Origin of the sequence: Streptomyces sp. G7(2002), from assembly GCF_028870195.1 — a bacterium.
Taxonomy (GTDB): Bacteria; Actinomycetota; Actinomycetes; order Streptomycetales; family Streptomycetaceae; genus Streptomyces; species Streptomyces nigrescens.
This window is the reverse complement of the sequence record NZ_CP102609.1, coordinates 8,408,912-8,430,512: the sequence shown is the minus strand read 5'-3', so window position 1 is coordinate 8,430,512 and position 21,601 is coordinate 8,408,912. Positions and strand designations below refer to the sequence as shown.

Genomic DNA, 21,601 nt, shown 5'->3' with positions numbered 1-21,601 from the left:
TGTTCAGTGGGCGATGGTCCGGGCGATGTCCAGGGTGAGGCGCTGCCAGGGGTCGCGTGGGTCGCGCTGGGTGAGGTCGCTGATGCGGCGCAGACGGTAGCGCAGCGACTGGGGGTGGAGGCCGAGCCTGCGGGCGGCGGCGTTCGCGGAGCCCGTGTCGAGGTAGGTGGTGAGCGCCTCCATGAGGTGGTGGCGGCCGGGCTGGACGAGGGGGCCGAGGATCAGACGGCTGAGGTGTTCGGGAGTGGCGGCGGGGCGGCCGCCGAGCAGCGCCAGTACCTGGGCGTCCCCGTCCGTCAGCACCCGCGCGGGATGGTGGGCGTGTGCGGGCGCCGTGTCCAGGGCGTCGGCCGCGAGACGGTAGGCGACGGCGATCCGGTCCAGGCTCTCCCCCGAGATCGCACAGCCGCGCAGGCCCCGCTCGTGCAGGACCTCCGGCGCCCGCCCGCCGGCCGCGGCGGGCAGCAGCAGGACGAGGCGCGAGCCGCGGACCGTCGCCGGGAAGGTGCTCGCACCGCCGGGACCGTTGAGCGCGGCGAGGAGCCCGAGGGCGGCTTCCTGGGTCACGGCGGGTCCGGCCACCTCCGTGGGCTCGGCCACCAACAGGCAGTAAGGGTCGGGGAGTTGGACTCCCAGCCGTGCGGCCCGGTCGGTCAGTGCCCCGATGGAGGCGTGCCGGCCGGTGATCAGGTCGTCGAGGAGCAGCCGCAGTGCCCGGTCACGGTCCCCGGCGAGGTCCTCGCTGGTGGCGGTGTACGCCGTGGCCATCTCCTCGGCGAGCGTGTCGAGGGTGGTCAGCGCCATGCGTGTGAGGGCGAAGGCGTCCGGTGCGCCCAGCGGGGGCGTGGCGGCCGCGATCGCGTCCGTCAGGACCGTCGCCGCGACCCGGTAGGCCCGCAGGACCGCCGGCATCGGGCGGCCGTCCGCGGCCCGCGCCGCCGCGATCCCGCGGAACCGCCGGAGATCGGCCGGGGTGAGTGCGCCGTCGGTGACCCAGAGATGGAGCAGCCGGTCCAGTGCCCAGGCGGCGATGGCACGTACCTCGTGCAGCCGGCTGTCGTCGAGCGCGGCGTAGGCCGGTACCTGCTCGCGCACGGCGGCGACGATCGTCGCGACGGCCCGTGGGTCAGCGATCAGCTGCTGCCGGACGCGCTCCCGTTCCTCTGTCACAGGGTGATGATTCCACCCGCGTGTTGTGCGCAGCGCGGTGGACGGGTCTTGTCACTGTCGCCAGGATCTCGGGTGAGCACGCAGTCTCAGCGACGAGAGGCGGGAGTACGGATGGCGAAGCACTGGGCGGACTTCCAGTACGAGATCTATCTCCACGGCATGACGGGCGCCGTACCGCGGCTGCCGACGGATCTGACCCGGCTGGAGCGGCTCGCCGAGCAGCGTCTCGGCCCCGGCCCGGTCGGCTATGTGGCGGGCAGCGCGGGCACCGGCAGCACCGCCGACGCCAACCGGGCCGCACTGGACCGCCGCCGGATCGTCCCGCGGATGCTCCGCGATGTGCACGAACGCGATCTGTCCGTGGAGGTGTGCGGCCGTGCGCTGCCCGCGCCGCTCGCGCTGGCGCCGGTCGGCGTGCTGTCGATCATGCACCCGGACGCGGAGTCCGCCGCCGCGCGGGCCGCCGCGGCGCAGGGCCTGCCGTACATCTTGTCCTCCGCTTCCAGCACGCCCATGGAGCAGGTCGCCGAGGCGATGGGTGACGGGGAGCGGTGGTTCCAGCTGTACTGGGCGAAGGACCGCGAGGTCACCAGGAGTTTTCTGCACCGGGCGAAGGCGGCGGGCTACACCGCACTGTTCGTCACGCTCGACACCCCGCTCCTCGCCTGGCGGCCGCGCGATCTCGACCAGGCCTATCTGCCGTTCCTGCACGGTGTGGGCACCGCCAACTACTTCAGCGACCCCGCGTTCCGGGCAGGGCTCGCCAAACCGGTCCACGAGGACCCGAACGCGGCGGTCCGGCACTTCGTGGGGATGTTCGCCGACCCCGCCAAAACCTGGCCGGACCTGGCGTTCCTGCGGGAGAACTGGGACGGCCCGATCGTGCTCAAGGGCATTCTGCACCCGGATGACGCGCTGCGGGCCGCCGAGGCCGGTGTGGACGGTGTGGTCGTCTCCAACCACGGCGGCCGCCAGGTGGCGGGCTCCGTGGCCGCCGCCGATGCGCTGCCCCGGGTCGCCGAGGCGGCCGCCGGCCGGCTCACCGTCCTCTTCGACAGCGGTATCCGCACCGGCGACGACATCTTCAAGGCGCTCGCCCTGGGCGCGAAGTCGGTGCTGGTGGGGCGGCCCTACGCCTACGGGCTCGGCCTCGACGGCCAGGCGGGTGTCGAGCATGTGCTGCGCTGTCTGCTCGCCGAGTTCGACCTCACCCTCGCGCTGTCCGGGCACTCCCGCCCCACCACTCCGACCGCCGACGACCTCATCGAGGGATCCGTATGACCACCGCGCCGCAGTCGGCCCCCACCCCGGAGCCGCACCCCGTGAAGAACCTGCTCGCCGTCGTCTCGCCGCATGTCGGCGGCCGTACCGCCGGTGCCGCGCTGGCCGGTCTCTTCCCCGGCCAGGCCCGGGTCACCGTCGTCGAGTCGGCCGACGAGGACCCGGCGGCGCTGCGCGAGGCCCACCTCCTGATCACCGGTCTGAGCCCGGTCACCGCGGACCACCTCGCCGCCGCACCGCATCTGGAGCTCATCCAGTGCGCCAGCCACGGCTTCGACTACGTCGACCTGGACGCGGCCCGCGAGCGGGGCGTCCCGGTCTGCAACATCGGCTCCAGCGGTGCGGAGAAGCAGAACGTGGCGGAGCAGACCTTCGCCCTCATGCTCGCCCTCGCCAAGCAGCTGGTCCCGGCCCACACGGCCCTCGTCGAGGCCGACTGGGCGCTGCCGCGCCTCCAGCAGTCGCTGACCGAACTGTCCGGCAAGACCCTCGGCATCATTGGCCTCGGCCATATCGGCGAGGAAGTGGCGCGCCGCGCCGTCGCGTTCGACATGACCGTCGTCTATACGGGGCCGAGGCCCGCCGGACCGGAGACCGAGGCCCGCCTCGGCGGCGCCCGCCATCTGAGCCTCGACGACCTGCTCCGCACCGCCGACTACGTCACCCTGCACGCCCCGCTCAACGACCGGACCCGCCACCTCCTCGACGCGGAGCGGCTCGCCCTCCTCAAGCCCACCGCGTTCGTCATCAACACCGCACGCGGCGCCCTCATCGACCAGGACGCCCTCGCGGACGCCCTGGAGGCGGGGGCCCTCGCCGGCGCCGGCCTCGACGTCTTCGACCCCGAACCGCCCACGGCCGCGCTGCGCCTGCTCAAGGCCCCGAACGTGGTTCTCTCCCCGCACGTCGCGGGCGTCACCCGCGAGACCCTGGTCCGCATCGCCCTGGCGGCCGTGCAGAACGTCATCGGCCATCTGGAGGGCAAGCCGCTGCGGGACGTCGTGTCGTAACGGCAACGGCACCCTCGCCGCGGCGAGGCGCGGGTGCGTGCTCCTTTCTGAATTTCAGCCATTGTTCCGGGCGCCGGACGTCGGGCCCGAACACAGGAGCGGTGCGGCGCGGTGGCGCGTTCCTGGCGCGCCACCGCCATTTCTCGACACTTTCGACGGCTGACGCCCCGGCAACAGGAGTAGCGTCCGCCCGGCATCGGCTCCGATGCGCTCCTCGCCACCCGTCGGTGGGCACCCCTCAAGCGGTGCCCGCCGACGGGTGCCCGGGGGCGCAAGGCAAGGCTCACCAGGAAAGGCTGGCGCACGCTCGTGGAACCCCGTGGACGCACCCGTTGGGCGATCGGCGGACTGCTCGCCGGCGGTATCGTCGTCAACTTCCTTGACCGTACGGCGATATCGGTGGCGAGCTCCTCGATCGCCGACGAGTTCGGGCTGGACCTGCAGCAACTCGGTGTGGTGCTCTCGGCCTTCACCTGGTCGTACTGTCTGGTGCAGTTACCCGCCGGCATGCTCGTGGACATCCTGGGCGTCTCGCGGCTCACCCGGATCGCCTCCGCGTTGTGGGCCGTCGCGGGCCTGCTCACCGCGGTGGCCGGCGGGGTCGGCCCCATCATCCTGGCGCGCCTGCTGCTCGGGGTGGCCGAGGGTCCCTCGATGGTCGGGGCCTCCAAGGCGACCGCGGCGTGGTTCCCCGTCAGTGAGCGCGGGATGGCGACGGCGCTGTTCGACGGCGCCACCAAGCTGGCCAACATGGTGTCGTTCCCGGTGCTGGCGTTCGTGATGAGCGAGTGGGGCTGGCGGGCGGGGTTCCTGTTCAGCGCCGCGGTCAGTCTGCTGTTCACCGTCGTGTGGTGGTGGGGCTACCGGGACCCGTCCGAGTACCGCTCCCTGCGGCCGGCGGAGCGGGAGTTCATCCTCCGGGGCGGGGCACGGGACACCGACCGGGGCGGGCTGCGGCAGTTCCGCTCGGCCCTGCGCTCCGGCAGGGTCTGGACCGTGGCCTGCGGTTTCGCCTGTTACGGCTACACCATCAACATCGTGCTGACCTGGATGCCCGAGTTCCTTCAGCGGGAGTTCCATGTGCGGCTGCTGCAGTCCGGCTTCTACTCGATGGTCCCCTGGGCGATCGCGACGGTCGCCGAACTCGCCGTGGGGGGCTGGCTGGTGGACCGGCTGATCCGCCGGGGCCGCGACCCGTGGGTGGTCCGCAGGACCGTGTTGACCTGCGGGCTGGCGCTGGGCGGCACGATCGGCGCCGCGGGGAGCGCCGGATCACCCGCCGTCGCGGTCTGCTGGATGTCCGTCTCGCTGGCGGGGCTGGCCATCGCCGCGCCGGTCGCCTGGGCGCTGCCCGGGCTGCTCGCACCGCCGGGAGCGGTGGGGGCGGTCAGCGGGCTGATGAACTTTCTCAATACGGCGGCCACCGCGGGCGGTGTGCTGCTCACCGGCTGGCTGGCGCAGATGACCGGGTCGTTCGACGCGCCCTTCCTGTTCGCGGTGGCCGTGCTGGCGGTCGGGGTCGGGCTCTACTGGAGGGCGCTGCGCCCGGTACCCGTGCGGGAGCAGGATCCGGCCCGGCAACTGCACAAGGTCTGAGGCACGGGGTTGCGACGCCTCATGATCGGCTCCGGTACTTGCACATCATGTGCAAGAGCTGTGTCAGTCATCACAGATTCGCTGTCCGGCTCCCGGGAATCCCTAGTATGGCTGGGCAGTTGGCGGCAGGGGGCGTGGAAAGCGGCTATGGAGACCATCGGTCCGATTCCGCTCCCACCCGACCCGGCTCCGGAGCGCCTGCGGCAGTCGCCGGAGCTGACCGGTCCTGCCCCGGACACCACTTTTCCCGCATCGAGCGCCGCCGCGGCCGAGGTTCTCCGCCGATGAACGATACGTCTGTGTTAGCGACCTGTCTGGCGCGATTGTCCTGGCCACCGGAGCGGCTGGCCCGTGAGATCAACAGGCGCTGCGGCAACGGCACCATCAGCAGCAAGGCCCCGTACAACTGGCTGAAGGGCTCCTGCCCCCGGCGCCGGCTGCCGTACATCATCGCCAAGATCCTGTCCGACCATCTCGGCGAGCCGGTGACGGTCGAGGCGTTGTGGCCCGAGCACTTCCCGTCCACGGCCCCGCAGTTCCGGCCGGCCCCCGCTCGGCAGCGTCTCGCGACGCCCGTCCAGCGGCCGGCCGCCCTCGATCCGCTCACCGCGTCGGTGGACTGGCTGGTGGCCGACGAAGCGGTGCCCCCGCCCTCGCGGTCGCGCGGCGACGAGGTCCCCGGGGTCGCGGTCGAGATGCTGACCGTCAGAATCCAGCAGCTGCGGCAGCTGGACGACAGCGGCAGCAGCGGTCTCGTACTGGACTGGGCGCTGCAGGACCTCCAGTGGGCGGAAAGGCTGGCCGCCAAGTACTCCTACGACGCCTCGACCGGGCGGCGGCTGCACCGCATCATCGCCGAACTCGGCCAGCTCACCGCCTGGCTGACGGCCGATCAGGGCATGGACGAGCTGAGCAACTCCCGCTTCCTGTCCGCGCTGGGCGCCGCACGGGCCGCCGGCGACCGGCCGCTCGCCGCGTACATCATCTCCTGTATGAGCTACCGGGCCGGGTGGGCCGGCCGGGCGGAGGAGGCGCTGCGTCTGATCCGTATCGCCCGCAAGGGGTCGGCGCAGGAGGACATGGGCATCGGGCAGGCGCTGCTGGCCACCCGCGAGGCCAGAGCCCATGCCAGTCTCGGCGACGAGGCGGCCTGTCAACGGGCCCTGGAGGACGCTGCCGAGCTCAGCCGGACGGGCAGGCCCTCGGCCGAGCCGCCCTGGGCGTACTGGCTCACCCCCGCGGTCATGGTCGCCGACGCCGGCCGGGCCTGGCTGGAGTTGGGGCGGCCCAAGCGGGCGGAGGAGCATCTCACCCGCGGGATCGACATGCTCCAGGGAAGCCAGCCGCGCAATCTGCTGCTGCACAGCGCCTCGCTGGCCGAGGCGCGACTGGCGCGCTGCGAGCTCGACGGCGCGGCGGAGGCCGCCACGGACGCGCTGGCCCTGGCCGAGAACGTCAGCTCGCAGCGCGCCCACGCGCGGCTGATGGCGCTCCGGCGGCGCTTTGTGCGGTACGACAGTGCGGTGGCGCGTGACATCGTGCAACGGGCCGACGATCTGCTGACGGCGGGCCAGGCGCAGGCGGCGGGCTGAGGCGTGAGCGCGTTGTCCCGTCGTCCGCCGTGCCGTTCCCGGGCCGTCGGCAGGACACCGGCCCCCTCCCCTCGTGCGGGAGCGCGGCAGGGCGTCCCGCCCGTCACACACTGAGGGACGGCCGCAGCACCGCGCGCTCCCCTGACACGACCCCTCGACACGGAACGGCATCCAGGAGAAACAGGAACATATGCGAGTCACTCACGAGGCACCGCTCGCCCCGATGACCACGCTGGGCATCGGAGGACCGGCGGCGGTCCTCTTCGAGCTGTTCGACCCCGCGGACTTCCCCGAGTTCGTCACGCTGGCCGACGCCTCCCCCGGCGAGCCGGTCTGTCTCGGCGCAGGAAGCAATGTGGTGGTCAGCGACGCCGGATGCGAGGGCGCCGTGCTGCGGATGAGCACCAAGGGCCTGCGCATGACCGGGAGCACCGCCGATGGACGGGTGCTGGTCGAGGTCCAGGCCGGTCATCCCCTCGGCGACCTGGTCGACACCACCATCGCCGAGGGCCTCACGGGGCTGGAGATGCTCGTGGGCATCCCCGGGACCACCGGCGCCACCCCGGTCCAGAACGTCGGCGCCTACGGTCAGGAGACCGCCGACTGCCTGGTGGAAGTGACGGCGTGGGACTGGGAGTTGCACCGTATGGTCACCCTGGACGCCGCGGCCTGCGGGCTGGGCCACCGCACCAGTGTCTTCAAGCACTCCCGCCGGTGGACGCTGCTGACCCTGGTCTTCGCGCTGCGCCGGTCCGCGCTGAGCGCGCCGGTGACCTACCGGACGGTGGCCGGTGTGCTCGATGTCCCGGTCGGGAGCAGCGTTCCGCTGGAGGAGGTGGCCCAGGCGGTGCTCACTGTGCGACGGAGCAAGGGCATGGTGCTGGGCTGCAGCGGCACCGACGACCGATCGGTGGGCAGTGTATTCCTCAGCCCCGAGATCTCCGCCGCGCAGGCCAACGGCCTGCGGGCGCGCCACGCGCCGGTGAACCGCTTCCCCGACGGCTCGACCCGGGTGAGTGCGAGCTGGCTCATCCGGCAGGCCGGTTTCGAGCTGGGCACCCCGGTCGTCACGGGCGTTCGCCTTTCCTCGCTGCACTACACACTGGTCGCCGATGAGGGGGCGACCGCCGCCGGTTTCACCCGGGCGATCGAGCTCGTACGCCAGGAGGTGCTGCGCCGCACGGGGGTCCGGCTCACCTCCGAACTCGACTTCCTCTGAGGCGGCACACCGGCCGTGCGGGGCGCGTGCGGCCGAGGCCGGGCGCAACGTAACACAGGCCCGGAGCAGGGGCGTTGCTCCTTGGCCAAACATCAAACGTGCTTGACCCCGGTCCGCGGCCTCGGATGGAATACGTCGGCGGTTGCGAAATATCCGCGCAACAACCGGAAATACTCCGGAATTGAATTAACTTTCTTGGAGGGGATCATGGAGAACGTCACCATCAACGTGGACGAATTCGACCTCGACCTGGACATGGAAATCATGGAGTCGGCCGACACCGCCGTGAAGGCGCAGGACTCGAAGCTCATGACGCAGGTCTGCCCGCCCACCTCCTGGCGCTGCTGAGACACGGGTGCGGGGTGGTGCGGGAGGTCGTCCCGCACCACCCCGCACCGTCGTCGGGCGAAGCGATGACAGGGGAACGGGGCGGGGGCGGACATGAGCGGTACGGGTGAGGTGGCCTTCGAGTGCGGGACGGTGGCTCTGGTGCGGGCCGCGGCCCTCCTCCTGCCACCGGACGATGCCCCGGCCCGGCAGCCCGACGAGGCCCTGCCCGAAGAGGAGCGGCTGCGACGGCACATCGCCCAACTCGCCGCCGACCCACGACTCATGGAGGCGGTGAGCCTGGCCAGCGCGAGCCTGGCAGCGGAGGCGGACCGGGTTGTCGCGGGGGAACGGCTCAGACTCAAGTCGCTGCGTCGTCTCGCGATATCGCTGACGAAATACCGCTCACGGATGTCCCACCGCCCCACCCCGTTCGGCTTGTTCGCGGGGGTCGGTCTCGCCGGATTCGGACCGGCGCCCGCACGGGAACCGGTCGGCGGCGGGCGCAGCGTGACCCGGCCGGACGCGGCCTGGCTGGACGCCGTTCTGGAGCCCCTGCGCGAGGTCCCCGCCGTACTGGAGCGTTCACGGCTCACGGCCAACAACCTGCACACCGTACGGAACGGCCGGCTGGTGCTGGTCGACCACCATGACCGCACCGGAGAGCGGCAGTTGGCCGGATCGGTGAGCCACACCCGGGTGGTCCGGCACCTCCTGGCCGCAGCCGCGCGCGCCACCCCCTTTCCCCGGCTGGTGGAAGAGGGGAAGCGGCAGTTCCCGCAGGCGCCCGAAGGCGCGGTCGAGAGCAGCATCGTGCAGCTGGTCCGCGGCCACTTCCTGCTGACCGACCTGACGCCGCCGCCCGACTGCACCGCCCCCCTCGACCACATACGCGACCGGCTGCACGGGGTCGACCATCCGACGGCGCATGAACTCCGCTCCATATATGCGGAGTTGCAAGCCCTGGACGCCGCGCCGCCGGGCGGCCGGCGGGCCCGGCTGACCGCGGTATCCGCGCGGATGCGGGCGCTCCAGCCGGCGGCCGACGTCCTTCAGACGGACCTGTCCCTGGACGTGCGGCTGACGCTGCCGGAAGAAGTGGCCCGGGAAGCGGCCCGTGCCGCGACGGTGCTGTGGCGGACCTCTCCCGTCCACCGCGGCAATCCGCATCTGCGCGACTACCGCCTGGCCTTCCTCGAACGGTACGGCACCGATCGCCCGGTGCCGGTGCTGGAACTGCTCGACGAAGCGCGGGGGTTGGGGCTGCCGCGCCCCCACAGCGGGCCCGCTGCCCTGCCCTCCCCCGAGCCCGGGGAGCGCGACCGGGTCCTCGGCGAACTGCTGATGGACGCGGCCCGCCGTGGCGCCCGGGAAGTGGTGCTCGACGAGGAGACCGTACGTGCCCTGGAACCGGCGGAGCGCGGACCGGCCCCCCTGAGCATGGAGGTAGGAGCCGAGCTGGTGGCGCCGGACTGGGAGGCCCTGTGTGACGGGGACTTCCATCTGGTGCTCGCGCCTCAGGCAGTGTCGCCGCTGGCGGGGGCGATGTTCAGCCGGTTCGCGCCGGTGCTCGGCCAGTCGGGCGCGCGGATTCAGGAGCTGGCGCTGCACGCGGAGCAGAGCGCGCCGGACGGCGAGATCCCGGCCTGTGTCGCCTACCGGCCCAGGGTGGCGCGCTCCGGCAATGTGTCCGCCGTTCCGCAGTGGCTCTCCCATCGCCTCCCCCTGGGTGTGGGACCCGCCATGGCGGAGACCGCGCAGGATCTGCGTCTGGAGCATCTGGCGGTCCATGCGGATACGGACGGTCTGCGGCTCGTCGACGGAGCGACCGGCCGCAGGGTGCGGCCGCTGTCGTACTCCATGCTCCACCCGGGCAACGGTCATCTTCCGCACGTGGCGCGGTTCCTGCTGGAGCTCGGGCAGGAGGGCCGGTCCTTCTGCGCACCGTGGAGCTGGGGCAGCTGGGCCTCGGCTCCGGCGCTGCCGCGGGTGCGCCACGGCCGGACCGTGCTCTCCCCGGCGCAATGGCTGCCGGACCGGGCGCTGCGCGCCGCGGCCGGCCGGGGGGACGAGGAGTGGGGTGCGCAGGTCGGGCAGTGGCGGCGGCGCTGGGGCGTCCCCCGGCGGGTGCTGCTCACCAAGGCCGACCACCGCGTCGCGGTCGATCTCGACGACCCGCTGCAGCTTCTGGTCCTCCGCGACGAGGTGCGGCGGGCGACCGGTCTGACGCTGGTGGAGCGGTTCGGCGGCCAGGAGGAACGGCAATGGTTCCAGGGCCCCGAGGGCTCCCATGCCGCCGAGTTCGTCTTCCCCGTCTTCGCCCGGCCCGCCGGCCGGAGCGCCGCGCAGGGCACCCGGCAGGCCCCTCCCGTGACGGCGCCGACCCCGCTCCTGACGGGTGGACCCGACAGCGGCCGCGGCGCGCGTACTCATCTGCCCGGTGGCGAGTGGCTCTACGCGAAGATCTATGTGCCCCGGGCCCGCCAGCCGGAGGTGCTGGCCCGTCACCTCGGGGCGCTGACCGACCCCGAGCTGCTGCGCAGGGCGGGCGCCGACCTCTGGTTCTTCCTCCGTTACGAGGATCCCGTCCCGCACATCCGGCTGCGGTTCCACGGCAAGCCGGACTCCCTGTGGCCGGTGCTGCTGCCCGAGCTCCACTCCTGGGCGCGGGCGCGTGCGGAGGCGGGGCTCCTCGGGAACGTGGTCCTGGACACCTACGAGCCCGAGGTCGAGCGGTACGGCGGACCGGCCGCCCTCGGGCACGCCGAGCGCGTCTTCCACGCCGACAGCGAGTCCGTCGTCACGCTGCTGGCCATGGCCCCCGACCAGTTGGACGAGCCGTCGCTGCCGGCCGCGCTGGGCATCCTCGACATCCTCACCCGCCTCGGCTCTCCGGACGAGGCGCTCAACTGGCTCAGCAGCCCGTCGGTGCTGGAGCGCCGGGGAGAGGTCCCGCGGGCCCGGAAGCAGGAGGTCGCCGCACTGCTGGACGCACACGCCCGGCCCGGCCCGCCGGCCGCGGCGGACGGCTGGGGCGTCGGGTGGAGCACCCGCGGCCCGGCGCTGGCCGGCCTGCGCGAGGTGCTGTCCGCCGGTGCGACGGCCCCTGACCGGACGGCGCGGATCGCCCTGAGCCTGACCCATATGCACTGCAACCGGCTGCTCGGCCCGCTGCGCGAACAGGAACTGACGGCACATGCGACGGCCCGTGAGGCGCTGGCACTGTGGCTCGGACGGAAGCGGAACAACAGATGACCGCACCCCTCGCGCTGTGCGACGCGGCGTCGGACCTCGCCCACCGCGTCGCCGATCTGCTGAGCTCACCGGAGCAGGTGGCCGGCACCGCCCACGAGGCGTTCGCCGCGCTGCCGCCGGAACTGCTGCAGCCCGCCTGGCAGCCCGCGTCGCTGCTGCTGGGACACCCCGGCATCGCGCTGCTGCACACCAGGTGCGCCCGGAACGACGCCCGGTATGCGGCGGTCGGGCACGCCCACCTCGCGGCGGCCGTCGCGGCGACCACCGAGGCCGGCCCGGCCGCGGTCGGTGATCTGCTGCTGCCCGCCCGGCTGCACGCCCAGGAGCACGGCGGATACACCCGGCTGCTGACGCGCAGCGCCGAGGTGCACGCCGGATACGTCCGGGCCCATGTCGCCCGGCTGGTGGCCCGGCGGCAGGAGCACGGCCCGGGGCTGGCGGCCGGCGATTACGACGCGATCTCGGGCCTGGCGGGCGAGGGCCGTGGCCTGCTGCTGGCGGCCGACCACGGCGACGAACGGTGCGCGCGGGCGCTCCGCGACGTCCTCGGCTTTCTGGTCGGGATGACGCATCCCCTGCCGTCCCCGGCAGGAGACGGCAGCCGGATTCCGGGGTGGTGGTGCGCCCCCGACCGGTATCTCGTCCCGCGGGACCGGGCGGAGTTCCCGAACGGCGACTTCAACGTCGGTGTCGCGCACGGGATTTGCGGCCCGCTCGCCCTGATGTCGCTGGCGTACCGCTCCGGACACCGGGTGCCGGGGATGCCGGATGCCCTCCGCCGGATGGCCGACTGGGTGGTGAGCCTGGGCCACCCCGACGAGCTGGGCACGCAGTGGCCCGGCCGCGTCGCCCACCCGGAGGCATCCGGGGAGCCTTCCCACCCGTCCCGGCAGCGCCGGCGGTCCCGGGAGGCGGGGGCGAGGAGCCGGCCGGGATGGTGTTACGGGACCTCCGGGATCGCCTGGACCCTGTATCTGGCCGGGCGGGCGCTCGGCGACCGCCGGCTGACGGACCTGGCCGAGGACGCGCTCAGCGGACTGGTGCGCCGCCCGTACGATGCGGCCGTGTCCGCCGACCCGGGCTTCTGCCATGGCCGGGCGGGCATCCTGCACACCGTCAGCCGGATGGCCGTCGCCACCGGGCGGACCGAGTGGTGGGCTGCGGCGGACGAACTCGCCCGGGAGCTCGTGGCGGAGTGCGATACCCGAACTCCCTTTGGCTACCGCCAGGTTCTGCCGCCCTCCCCCCTCTCGGAACCCGCACCGCACCGGGTGCACAACCCCGGTCTGCTGGACGGCGCCGCCGGAATCGCCCTCGTACTGGCCGACTACGCCGACGCCCGCCGGGGAGTCGCCCTCGACGAGGTGAACGGCTGGGACGCGGCTTTCCTCATGGGCTGACGCGGTCGTTCAGGGTGCCAGCCCGTGACACATCGGGGCCGGGGCCGGGGCCGGGGCCGGGTCCCGTGGCCAGGTCAGAATCCCCCGGGTGTCGGCCGGATCTCGAAGCCCGTCAGCCCTTCCGGCTCTTCCTCCCGTACGGACACGGCATCGACGGTGGCCAGGGGCGGCCCCTGGTGCGCCCAGTCCACCAGCTTCTGCACCCGCCCGGGCTCCCCCTCGCACACGGCCTCCACCGTCCCGTCCGGAAGGTTCCGCACCCAGCCGGCCACTCCGAGCCGGTCGGCCGTGCGCCGGCAGGTGTCGCGGAAGAACACACCGTGCACCTCTCCGGAGACCACCACCCGTCTGCGGATCACCCGTGCCTCACCTCGTCACCTCGTTCGCTCGCCCCGCCGGTACGAGCGCAGATATATCCCGGCCCCACGGTCACCGGGCGGCGCCACGCCCGGACGGCGCACGGCTCACGGAGCGGCCGGCGGCCGCGACGGCCCGGGCGAATCGGGTGGCGTCACGGACGGCCGCCCCGCCCGGATCGTTGTTGAAGTAGGTGTAGACGTCGGCCCGGTCCGGCCAGGTGTCGGCGATCCTCCGCGCCCAGGTGGTGAGCGCCTGTCCGCCGTAGCGCGGCCAGGGTTCCGCGCGGCCCTCGTGGAAGCGCAGATACCCCCAGTCGGCGGTCCGCCACAGGGGCGTCACGGGCCGGGAACCCCGGTCCGCCCAGCACAGCGCGGCGCCCCGACGCTCCAGCACCGTACGGATCTCCGCGGTCCACCACGACGGGTGGCGGGGCTCGACGGCCACCCGGGTGCCGGCGGGAAAGCAGCCGAGGCAGTCGTCCAGCAACCCGGCGTCCACCCGGAGCGTGGGCGGCAGTTGGAGCAGAACGGGCCCGAGCCGGGGGCCGAGGGCGGCGGCCCGCGACATCAGCCGCCCGACCGGCTCCTCGGGATCGCGCAGCCGCTTGATGTGGGTCAGATAGCGGCTTGCCTTCACGGCCATCACGAACCCGTCGGGGGTCCGGTCCCGCCAGTCCGCGAAGGTCTTCTCCTCGGGAAGCCGGTAGAAGGCGGCGTTGCTCTCGACGGTGGCGAAGTGCCGCGCGTACTCCTCCAGCCACAGCCGCTGCGGCCGGTCCTGCGGGTAGAGGACCTCCCGCCAGTCCTTGTACTGCCAGCCGGAGGTTCCGACGAGAACGGTCATGACCGCATCCTTGCCCGCGGCGGGGCCCGGCATATCAGCCGTGCGGGGCGCCGGTGCACTACCGCGCATCTCGGCGCCCCCTACGCGCCTACGGTGCGCAGAAACTCCCCCAGGGACGCGTTGAAGGCTTCCGGGCGTTCCATGTTGGGGTAGTGCGCGGCGCCGTCGATGGTTCTGGCACGGCCGTGGGTGACGCTGTGCACCAGGCGTTCCCCCATGCCGATTTGGTCGGGGGCGTCGATGGCGCCGCTGAGGGCCAGCACCGGAACGGTGATCTTCGCCGCCCGCGCCCAGGTGTCGGCCACGGGGACCTGCCAGTCCGGTTCGGTGCCGGTGTGCTTGGCGAGCGTCCGTGCGGTCATCTCCCGCAGTCGTCGTACGACGTCCTGGTCGACGTCGTCGAGTGTGCGGTGGGGGCCGGGCGCGAACAGCATGAAGGCGTCGATCCAGCCCTCGACGTCACCGGCGGCCAGGGCGCGGGCCTGCTCGGCCATGACGTCCTTGACCCAGGGGTCATGGAACTCCGGCTCACTGGTCCCGGCGCCGCTGACGACCAGCGCGCGCACCAGCCCGGGGTGCTCCAGCGCGGTGTCCACCGCGGTGGCCGCGCCCATCGACAGCCCGACGAGGACCGCGGGGCCGACGTCCAAGTGACGCAGCAGCGCGGCGAGATCGTCGGTGTGCCGGAATGCGCGGGTCGCGTTCGAGGAGGCGCCGTGGCCGCGGGCGTCCGGGGCGATCACCCGGTGGTTCCGTGTGAGGGCCGGTAACTGGTCGTCCCACATGCCGCTGTCCAGGAAGCCGCCGTGCAGCAGGACCACCGGCCGGCCGGCACCGATGTCGCGGTAGGCGAGGTGGCCGTCCCCGGTCTCGAAGGAAGACATCTCAAGGTCATCAGTCATGTCAGCCAGGTCAGTCATGACAACCAAGGTGCCATCTCTGGCGGGGAATTGGCAACCAAGGTGTCATCCTGGTGGAATGACCGATACCGAACCGCCCCTCGCGCCCGACGACCTCGCCCACCGGCTCACGGAGGTGTTCGACCTCGTCGGCCCCCTGTACCGCCGCGTACAGCGCAAGGTCGAACAGTCCGCACCGATCGAGGGGCTGTCCGTCGGCGTGCGGGCCGTACTGGACCTGCTCCGCGACAACGGACCCATGACCGTTCCGCAGATGGGCCGCGCACAGGCGCTGAGCCGGCAGTTCGTCCAGCGCATGGTCAATGACGCCGCGGCACGACAGCTGGTCGAGATCACACCGAACCCCGCCCATCAGCGGTCTTCCCTGATCCGGCTGACCGATGAGGGCAGGGCCGCCATCACCGCCGTACTGGCGCGTGAGCACGCCCTGCTCCGTCAGGTCGAGGGGGATCTGACCGACGCCGACGTCACGGCGTGCGTGCAGGTGCTCACGAAGATGCTCGCGCTCTTCGACCACGTGGAGGTGGGCTGAGGAGCGCGGGCGCTTCGCCCCGCGCTCCCGGGCACGGCCGGGTCACGCGGCGACCGGTCACCGCCGGGCTCCCAACGGGCGGCTACCGTTCCCGACAAGCAGTCACCGCTCCGAGCACGGCGACAGCGCGCCCGGCGGCAGCCAGCTGTAACACCCGCCCGCTTCCTCGTCGAGCCAGCCGTTGACGCTGTGCAGGCCCCGCTCGTTGATCTGCGCGTCATGGATGCCGTAGGCACGCTCCGGCTTGACCGCCCGGACGAAGTCGATGGCCTCCGACGTGCGCAGCCACGATGCCTGCATGGGCACGAACAGCGTCTCCACCGGCTGGTCGGGCACATGGAGCGAATCGCCGGGGTGGTAGAGCCGCTCGTCGATCAGATAGCCGAGGTTGGCGCAGTCCGGCAGCTCACCGTAGATACGCGCGTGCCGGCCGCCGTGCGCCGTGACAGCGAAGCCCGCCGCGCTGAACTCCTCGCCCGGCTCGACCTCGATGACGTCCAGGAGACCGCCGAAGTCCGCGCCCCTGGGCGCATAGACCGGCGCGCCGAGGCCCCTGAGCCGCAGCACATCGACGTGGTCGGCATGCTCGTGCGTCACCAGGATCGCGTCGGCACCGTGCAGCGCCCGTGCCTCGCTCCAGATGCCGGGATCGATGACCAGCGTCCCGCCCCCTGGGTGTTCCAACCGGACACAGGAATGCGTGTACTTGGTTATGCGCATCCCGTGGAGAGTAGGCGTCCGGGGTGCGGGCGTCGACCATCGGCAGCGGCCTGGGATGGACCCTTCGTGATACCTTCGGCGCCGCCGTGTACTGCTGCGCACTGAGGAGGTGAGACCGATCAACGCTGTGACGGGTCGGGGCTCCCTCTCTTACATGGCCTGGGGAGTGCCCGCAAAAGGCATCCCGAAAGGCTTGAAACGCTATGCGCTTCACCTCTGAGACGTCGTCCGACGGTGTCTCCGAACAGATCTTCACCCTCGGCGAGATTCCCGGCGTGCTGTGGACGCCGAAAGGTGCCGCCGGTACGCGTCCCCTCGTTCTGATGGGGCACGGCGGCGGGCAGCACAAGAAGGCACCGGGCATCGTGGCCCGTGCGCGCCGCCTCGTGGCCGAGTGCGATTTCGCGGTGGCGGCGGTGGACGTACCCGGCCACGGCGACCGGCCGAAGGATGAGGAGTACGACCGGATCGCCACCGAGAACCAGGCACGTGTGGCTGCCGGAGAGGAACTGGCTCCGCTGATCGCCGGCTTCCAGGCGCTGGTAGCTCGCCGGACCGTCCCGGAATGGCGGGCGGTCCTGGACGCGGTCCAGGGGCTCGCGTACGTCGGTGCCGGTCCGGTGGGTTATTGGGGTGTGTCGCTGGGCTGCGGACTCGGCGTTCCGTTCGTCGCTGCCGAACCCCGGGTCCGCGCGGCGGTGTTGGGCTTGGGCGGGGCACAGGCATCGGCGGAGACCGCCGCACGGATCACGGTCCCGGTGGAGTTCCTGCTGCAGTGGGACGATGAACGGGTGCCGCCCGCCGAGGGCTTGGCGTTGTTCGACGCCTTGGCTTCAGACGAGAAGACCCTGCACGCCAACCCCGGCAAGCACGGGGAGATCCCGGCATTCGAACTGGACAGCATGATGCGGTTCTTCACCCGGCACCTCGGCTGATTTCGCCGTCTGCTGTCCGGGACGCGCCGACCGGGACCGTTCCCGATCGGCGCGTCCAGCGCACACCGGTCGGCGTGGTCCGCAACAACGCACGCACCGGCCGGCGCATGCCACCTGTTGCAGCATTCAGGCACACCCATCGTGCTCGATCCATTACCTTGCGTAAGTGGCGGCCTGATCCGGCACTCGCCGATCAGGCCGGTCCGTCAGAGCGTGAGGAGACTCCTGAGTGAAGCGAACCCGCACCGTCCGCACGGTACTTGCCGCCCTCGGTATCGCCGTGGCCATGGCGACGGCCCCGGCCGCGGCTGCCGCACCGCACCAACAGGACCGGCAGCGTCCGGCCGCCGCACCCCGGCCCGCGCCCTGCACCGGGGAGTTCCAGGGCGAGGCCCGGCTGGGCCCCAAGTGGCTGCCGAAGAAGTGGCATGCGCCCGTGGGACCGCTCCTGAACGGGTGGAAGCGGACCGGGGCGCTGTCGCCTTCGGCCTTCCTGAAGAAGTACTGGCAGGGGCCCGCCGACAGCGGCAGCTGGAAGTACCCGCCCAACGACGGCTTCGCCGAGGTCAACGGCGAGATCGACAAGGAACCCACCAAGCTTCGCCCGGGAGCGCGACTCGACCGTTTCGGATCCGTATACGGCTCCTATCTGGCACCGGCCGGTGACCGGTACGCCGAGCGGGCGCTGCCTCCGCAGAACCTCAACACCCGTGAAGCGGCGGCGCCGTGCGACTACCACGTCTACAAGGTCACCAAGCCGTTCTGGGTGTGGGAAGGCAGCATCGCCCCCTGGTTCGAGCAGCCCGGCGGCGGCCGGCAGATCAAGCTCGACCCGGTGTTCCTCAACCCGAGCGAAGGACAGCGGCTGAATGTGAAGTGGCTGCTGGAGCACGGCTACCTCGCCGCGGTTCAGCCGTAGCGCGGCAGTGGACCGCCATGAGCTGCGCGCCGCGCTGACCGCGGCGGGAGTGGCCGACGGCTACTACCGCATCGAAGGCGTCCATGAACCCGTCCCCACGCCCCCCGATTTCCTGTATCTGCGCAGAACAGCGGACGGGGCGTGGGAGACCGGAGCCTATGAACGCGGCACCTGCCGGCCCATCGCGCGGCATCCGGACGAAGAGGCGGCCTGTGCGCATCTGTGGCGGCTGCTGACCTGACTCCGGGGCAGCAACTGAGGCGCCGTAGCGGCTGGTTCGTCGCACTCGCGCAGCAGGGGGCCGAGAGGCGCGTCAGGGCTCGTTCAGGTAGGTGAGGACGGCGAGGACGCGACGGTTGGTGGTGCCGTCATCGGTGATGCCGAGCTTGCCGAACAGGGAGGTGGTGTATTTGCTGATGGCGCTGTCACTGAGGAAGAGCCGCCGGCCGATGGACTGATTGGACAGCCCTTCGGCCATGAGGCTGAGCACGGAGTGTTCGCGTTCGGTGAGCCCTTCGAGGCGTCGGTGCGAGGAGCCGCTGGACAGCAACGCGGCGATGACGGCGGGGTCCATGGCCGTCCCACCACCGGCGACCCGTTCCAGGGCATCGATGAACTGCTCGGCGTCGAACACGTTCTCCTTGAGGAAATAACCGATGCCGCCGGCGCCGTCGGCCAGGAGTTCGCGGGCATAGAGCTGTACGACGTGCTGCGAAAGGATCAAGATCGGGAGTCCGGGCAGTTCGCTGCGGGCGGCGAGGGCCAACCGCAGGCCTTCGTCCGACTGGGTCGGCGGCATACGGATGTCGACGACGGCAGCATCCGGCCGCCATGTCAGCAGCGCGTCGAGCGTCTCGGGCCCGGTGGCTGCCGTCGCCACCACCTGGTGTCCGTACGCCTCGATGAGGCGGACCATCCCCTCGCGCAGGAGGTAGAGGTCCTCGGCTACAACGATGCGCACGGGACCATCATCCTCACACGGGTCGGACCGCCTGCAGGGCTGGTGATCTCCAGGGTGCCGTCGAAGACCGCAAGGCGGCGGCGCAGCCCCTCAAGTCCGCCGCCGGCCCGCACATCGGCGCCGCCCCGGCCGTCGTCCTCGACATCGACGACGATGCCGGTGCCGGTGTCGTCCCGGGAGAGGGAGATCCGTGCCCGGGTCGCCCGGGCGTGCTTGGTCGCGTTGGTGACCAGTTCGGCGATGCCGAAGTACAGGGCGGACTCGATCGGCGGGTCCAGGCGTAGCGGAACCTCGGCGCTGACCTCCGCTTCGAGGGGGCTGTCCAGGGCCAGAGCGCGCACGGCATCGATGAGCCCGCGCTCGTTCAGCACCGGCGGGTTGATGCCCATGACCAGTTCGCGGAGCTCGGTCAGGGACGTGGCGGCGCCGGCCCGTGCTTCCCGCATCAGCGCCTTGGCCTGGTCGGGGTCGGTTTCCATCAGCTTCTCCGCGGTCGCCAAAGAGAGCCCGAGCCCGACCAGGCGGGCCTGCGCCCCGTCGTGCAGATCCCGCTCGATCCGGCGGATCTCGGCGGCCTGTGCGACCGTCGTGTCCGCGCGCTGGGCCGTCAGCTCTGCCACCCGGTCCGCCAGCACCATCGCCGGCGACGCGCGCAGGAAGCGGACGGCCACCGGCTCGGCGGACCGCCAGGCATACGGGGCGCCGGCGACGGCCGCAACCAGACCGAGCACCCCGACAAGGCGTGCGGAGAGCTCCGGCTGGCCGAACCCGAGGACCGCCACCGCGACGCCGGCCGGCGGGAGGGCCGCGATCACGCCCGCGGTGATCGGTGCGATCCCCGTGAAGCGCAGGTCCCGCCAGGTGGCCGGATCACTCCACCGGATCCGCCACCGCTGGTCCAGGAGGGCGTCCCGACGGGTGCGCTCGTAGGAGAAGCCGTTCCACCAGAAGCCGGTGGACATGCGCACCACCGGTTCGGCCCGCCGATACCCGGCGGGAATGTCGGTGGCTGTCCACGTCGCGACGAGGAAGCGGAACATCCGGCAGACGGGGCGGGACAGGGCGAGCGTGCCCACACCGCCCAGCACCAACACCGGCATCCATGACCACGGGTTTGCCGCCCCCCACCGGATCGCCACCGCCACGGCAGCGGCCCACACGGCCGGGACCAGCATGCTGACGGCCACCACCACGCACGCCCGCGCAAACCCGACGCAGGCGCCGGCCATCCACGACACCACCTGTCGCATGACCCCCCTCTTTCTGCTTCATCACCCCGGCCGTGGCACCCGTGATTCCCGGAATGTGCCCAACCGGCCGGTGCGGCTTGGTGGTTCCACTGTGCACCGCACGCCACCCGCTGACCGCCGGATCGGCTGCGAAGTGGGTCTGGCCCCACCCCTCCGTAGGCCCAGGCGCATACCGCGCCCCTGATGCGCTCCCTAGCGTCGACACCAGGTCAGGCCACACCGGGCCAGACCACATCAGTGCAGAAGGAGACGCAGAGAGACATGGGAACCGCCAGACACACCACGGCCGAGACCGCCCACCTCAACCGTCCGCACCCCCACCGAGCCTTCGGCAGGGTGAAGGCGCTCGTCGCGGCCTACGGCGCGCTGAGCGCCGCGGTCCTCATCAGTGTCGTCGTCCTCGCGAGCACCGGACACACGGTGACCGCGTTCATGTGGGGCCGCTCGGCCGGTGTGCTCGCGAGTGCCGCGGTGACCTACTGGCTGACGGTCCTCGCTTCACGGGGAGCACGAGGGGCCTATCTCCGTGTGCGCATCATCTCGGTCGTCGTGCCGATCGCCATCGTCGCCATCGACATGATCCCCGGTGCGCTCCCGCCGTGGTTCGTCCTGATGCAGGTCGGCTGCGCCCTCGTCCTCGGTGCAACCGCTTTCCTCGTCAACGGGGCCGGTCTGCGCGCCGCCTTCCCCGTGTCACGCTGAGCTCCCAGGAGCGGCGGGCGGCGGTGCCGGTGTCGGCTCACCCCAGCGGGTGCGTCTCCTCCGGTGAGTCCACGGGTGGTTCGCCGCCCGCCTCGTTGAACGCCGTGAGTGCCTCGATGAGCGAGGCGCGCTGCTCGGGGGTTAGGCGTTCGACGATGGCGCTGATCTCGGCGCGGCGGCGGACGGTGACCTCCTCGACCGTACGCCGCCCCTCGTCGGTGAGCTGGAGCAAGGTCTCGCGCCGGTTGCCGGGGTTGGCCTGACGGTGTGCCAAACCCGCCGTGATGAGCCGGTCCACCATGCGCATCGCGGTCGAGGGAGCGACCTGCAGCAGTTCGGCGAGGGCAACGAGCTTGGTGGCGCCTCGGGTGGAGAGGACCACCAGCATCCGCAGCTGCGGCAGCGTCACCCGCTCCTCGGCCTCCCCGAGTGACCGCGCCGACACCGCAACCAGCAGCCTCGACGCCGTGAGCACCGCCCGGGTCACCGCATCCACATCATCCATGGCCCTCGTGGGGGCTCCGTGCTCCACCATTCCCTATTTCTACCGCCCTGATCTCCCGGCCTGCCCACCGGTACGCCGCGCAACGACGGGCAGGGACCGGCAAC

21 protein-coding genes are annotated in these 21,601 nt (G+C 72.0%); 13 read left to right on the top strand and 8 right to left on the bottom strand.

Annotated elements, in window-relative coordinates:
* Nucleotides 1-3: 3 nt before the first annotated feature.
* Nucleotides 4-1,170: a PucR family transcriptional regulator gene (locus NUT86_RS36140; RefSeq protein WP_274739582.1), complete on the bottom strand. Its 1,167-nt coding sequence runs from the start codon at nt 1,168-1,170 to the stop codon at nt 4-6.
* Between the two features lie 111 nt (nt 1,171-1,281).
* On the opposite strand from NUT86_RS36140, the gene NUT86_RS36135 reads away from it, so the two are divergent.
* From NUT86_RS36135 to NUT86_RS36100, 8 genes are all read left to right on the top strand, one after another.
* The gene (locus NUT86_RS36135) at nt 1,282-2,451 is read left to right on the top strand and encodes a lactate 2-monooxygenase (protein ID WP_159484666.1); all 1,170 of its coding nucleotides are present in this window, start codon (nt 1,282-1,284) and stop codon (nt 2,449-2,451) included.
* Complete coding sequence (locus NUT86_RS36130; protein WP_274739581.1) at nt 2,448-3,461, top strand: 2-hydroxyacid dehydrogenase; 1,014 nt, start codon at nt 2,448-2,450, stop codon at nt 3,459-3,461. The genes NUT86_RS36135 and NUT86_RS36130 overlap by 4 nt, the downstream gene beginning before the upstream one ends.
* A gap of 309 nt (nt 3,462-3,770) precedes the next feature.
* Entirely contained in the window at nt 3,771-5,057 is a 1,287-nt protein-coding gene (locus NUT86_RS36125) for an MFS transporter (RefSeq protein ID WP_274739580.1), read from the top strand.
* A 284-nt stretch (nt 5,058-5,341) separates the two neighbouring features.
* Complete coding sequence (locus tag NUT86_RS36120) at nt 5,342-6,649, top strand: hypothetical protein (RefSeq protein ID WP_274739578.1); 1,308 nt, start codon at nt 5,342-5,344, stop codon at nt 6,647-6,649.
* A gap of 169 nt (nt 6,650-6,818) precedes the next feature.
* Nucleotides 6,819-7,868 carry a UDP-N-acetylmuramate dehydrogenase gene (locus NUT86_RS36115; protein WP_274740733.1) on the top strand — a complete coding sequence of 350 codons (1,050 nt, stop codon included), beginning with the start codon at nt 6,819-6,821 and terminating at the stop codon, nt 7,866-7,868.
* A gap of 207 nt (nt 7,869-8,075) precedes the next feature.
* Nucleotides 8,076-8,216, top strand: coding sequence for a hypothetical protein (locus NUT86_RS36110; protein ID WP_020397713.1), 141 nt, complete (start codon nt 8,076-8,078; stop codon nt 8,214-8,216).
* Nucleotides 8,217-8,309: 93 nt separating this feature from the next.
* Nucleotides 8,310-11,450 carry a lantibiotic dehydratase gene (locus NUT86_RS36105; protein ID WP_274739575.1) on the top strand — a complete coding sequence of 1,047 codons (3,141 nt, stop codon included), beginning with the start codon at nt 8,310-8,312 and terminating at the stop codon, nt 11,448-11,450.
* The gene (locus tag NUT86_RS36100; protein WP_274739574.1) at nt 11,447-12,850 is read left to right on the top strand and encodes a lanthionine synthetase C family protein; all 1,404 of its coding nucleotides are present in this window, start codon (nt 11,447-11,449) and stop codon (nt 12,848-12,850) included. Before NUT86_RS36105 ends, NUT86_RS36100 begins: the two co-directional genes overlap by 4 nt.
* A gap of 74 nt (nt 12,851-12,924) precedes the next feature.
* Here the strand turns inward: NUT86_RS36100 and NUT86_RS36095 are convergent, their stop codons facing one another.
* From NUT86_RS36095 to NUT86_RS36085, 3 genes are all read right to left on the bottom strand, one after another.
* Nucleotides 12,925-13,209: an acylphosphatase gene (locus NUT86_RS36095; protein ID WP_018088661.1), complete on the bottom strand. Its 285-nt coding sequence runs from the start codon at nt 13,207-13,209 to the stop codon at nt 12,925-12,927.
* Between the two features lie 70 nt (nt 13,210-13,279).
* The gene (locus NUT86_RS36090; RefSeq protein ID WP_159484680.1) at nt 13,280-14,053 is read right to left on the bottom strand and encodes a DUF72 domain-containing protein; all 774 of its coding nucleotides are present in this window, start codon (nt 14,051-14,053) and stop codon (nt 13,280-13,282) included.
* Between the two features lie 80 nt (nt 14,054-14,133).
* A complete protein-coding gene (locus tag NUT86_RS36085) occupies nt 14,134-14,955 on the bottom strand; it encodes an alpha/beta fold hydrolase (protein WP_174876299.1) in 822 nt (273 codons plus the stop codon).
* 76 nt (nt 14,956-15,031) lie between these two features.
* Between NUT86_RS36085 and NUT86_RS36080 the strand changes: the two genes are divergently transcribed.
* Nucleotides 15,032-15,505 (top strand): MarR family winged helix-turn-helix transcriptional regulator, encoded by a 474-nt coding sequence (locus tag NUT86_RS36080; RefSeq protein WP_018088658.1) that lies wholly within the window; start codon nt 15,032-15,034, stop codon nt 15,503-15,505.
* A 102-nt stretch (nt 15,506-15,607) separates the two neighbouring features.
* Here the strand turns inward: NUT86_RS36080 and NUT86_RS36075 are convergent, their stop codons facing one another.
* A complete protein-coding gene (locus NUT86_RS36075) occupies nt 15,608-16,225 on the bottom strand; it encodes an MBL fold metallo-hydrolase (protein ID WP_274739570.1) in 618 nt (205 codons plus the stop codon).
* A 203-nt stretch (nt 16,226-16,428) separates the two neighbouring features.
* Between NUT86_RS36075 and NUT86_RS36070 the strand changes: the two genes are divergently transcribed.
* The 3 genes from NUT86_RS36070 to NUT86_RS36060 all read left to right on the top strand — a co-directional run bounded on the left by NUT86_RS36070 (nt 16,429) and on the right by NUT86_RS36060 (nt 18,320).
* Nucleotides 16,429-17,160, top strand: coding sequence for a dienelactone hydrolase family protein (locus NUT86_RS36070; protein ID WP_274739568.1), 732 nt, complete (start codon nt 16,429-16,431; stop codon nt 17,158-17,160).
* 286 nt (nt 17,161-17,446) lie between these two features.
* The gene (locus NUT86_RS36065; protein ID WP_148588590.1) at nt 17,447-18,079 is read left to right on the top strand and encodes a TNT domain-containing protein; all 633 of its coding nucleotides are present in this window, start codon (nt 17,447-17,449) and stop codon (nt 18,077-18,079) included.
* A gap of 7 nt (nt 18,080-18,086) precedes the next feature.
* Nucleotides 18,087-18,320, top strand: a complete 234-nt coding sequence (locus tag NUT86_RS36060; protein ID WP_159484685.1) for a hypothetical protein — start codon at nt 18,087-18,089, stop codon at nt 18,318-18,320.
* Between the two features lie 72 nt (nt 18,321-18,392).
* Here NUT86_RS36060 and NUT86_RS36055 read toward each other — a convergent pair whose 3' ends face one another.
* Entirely contained in the window at nt 18,393-19,040 is a 648-nt protein-coding gene (locus NUT86_RS36055; protein ID WP_274739566.1) for a response regulator transcription factor, read from the bottom strand.
* Complete coding sequence (locus NUT86_RS36050; protein WP_274739565.1) at nt 19,025-20,290, bottom strand: sensor histidine kinase; 1,266 nt, start codon at nt 20,288-20,290, stop codon at nt 19,025-19,027. Before NUT86_RS36050 ends, NUT86_RS36055 begins: the two co-directional genes overlap by 16 nt.
* Nucleotides 20,291-20,551: 261 nt before the next feature.
* Between NUT86_RS36050 and NUT86_RS36045 the strand changes: the two genes are divergently transcribed.
* Nucleotides 20,552-20,992 (top strand): hypothetical protein, encoded by a 441-nt coding sequence (locus NUT86_RS36045; RefSeq protein ID WP_274739563.1) that lies wholly within the window; start codon nt 20,552-20,554, stop codon nt 20,990-20,992.
* Nucleotides 20,993-21,029: 37 nt separating this feature from the next.
* Here the strand turns inward: NUT86_RS36045 and NUT86_RS36040 are convergent, their stop codons facing one another.
* Nucleotides 21,030-21,497: a MarR family winged helix-turn-helix transcriptional regulator gene (locus tag NUT86_RS36040; RefSeq protein WP_266445048.1), complete on the bottom strand. Its 468-nt coding sequence runs from the start codon at nt 21,495-21,497 to the stop codon at nt 21,030-21,032.
* Nucleotides 21,498-21,601 lie beyond the last annotated feature (104 nt).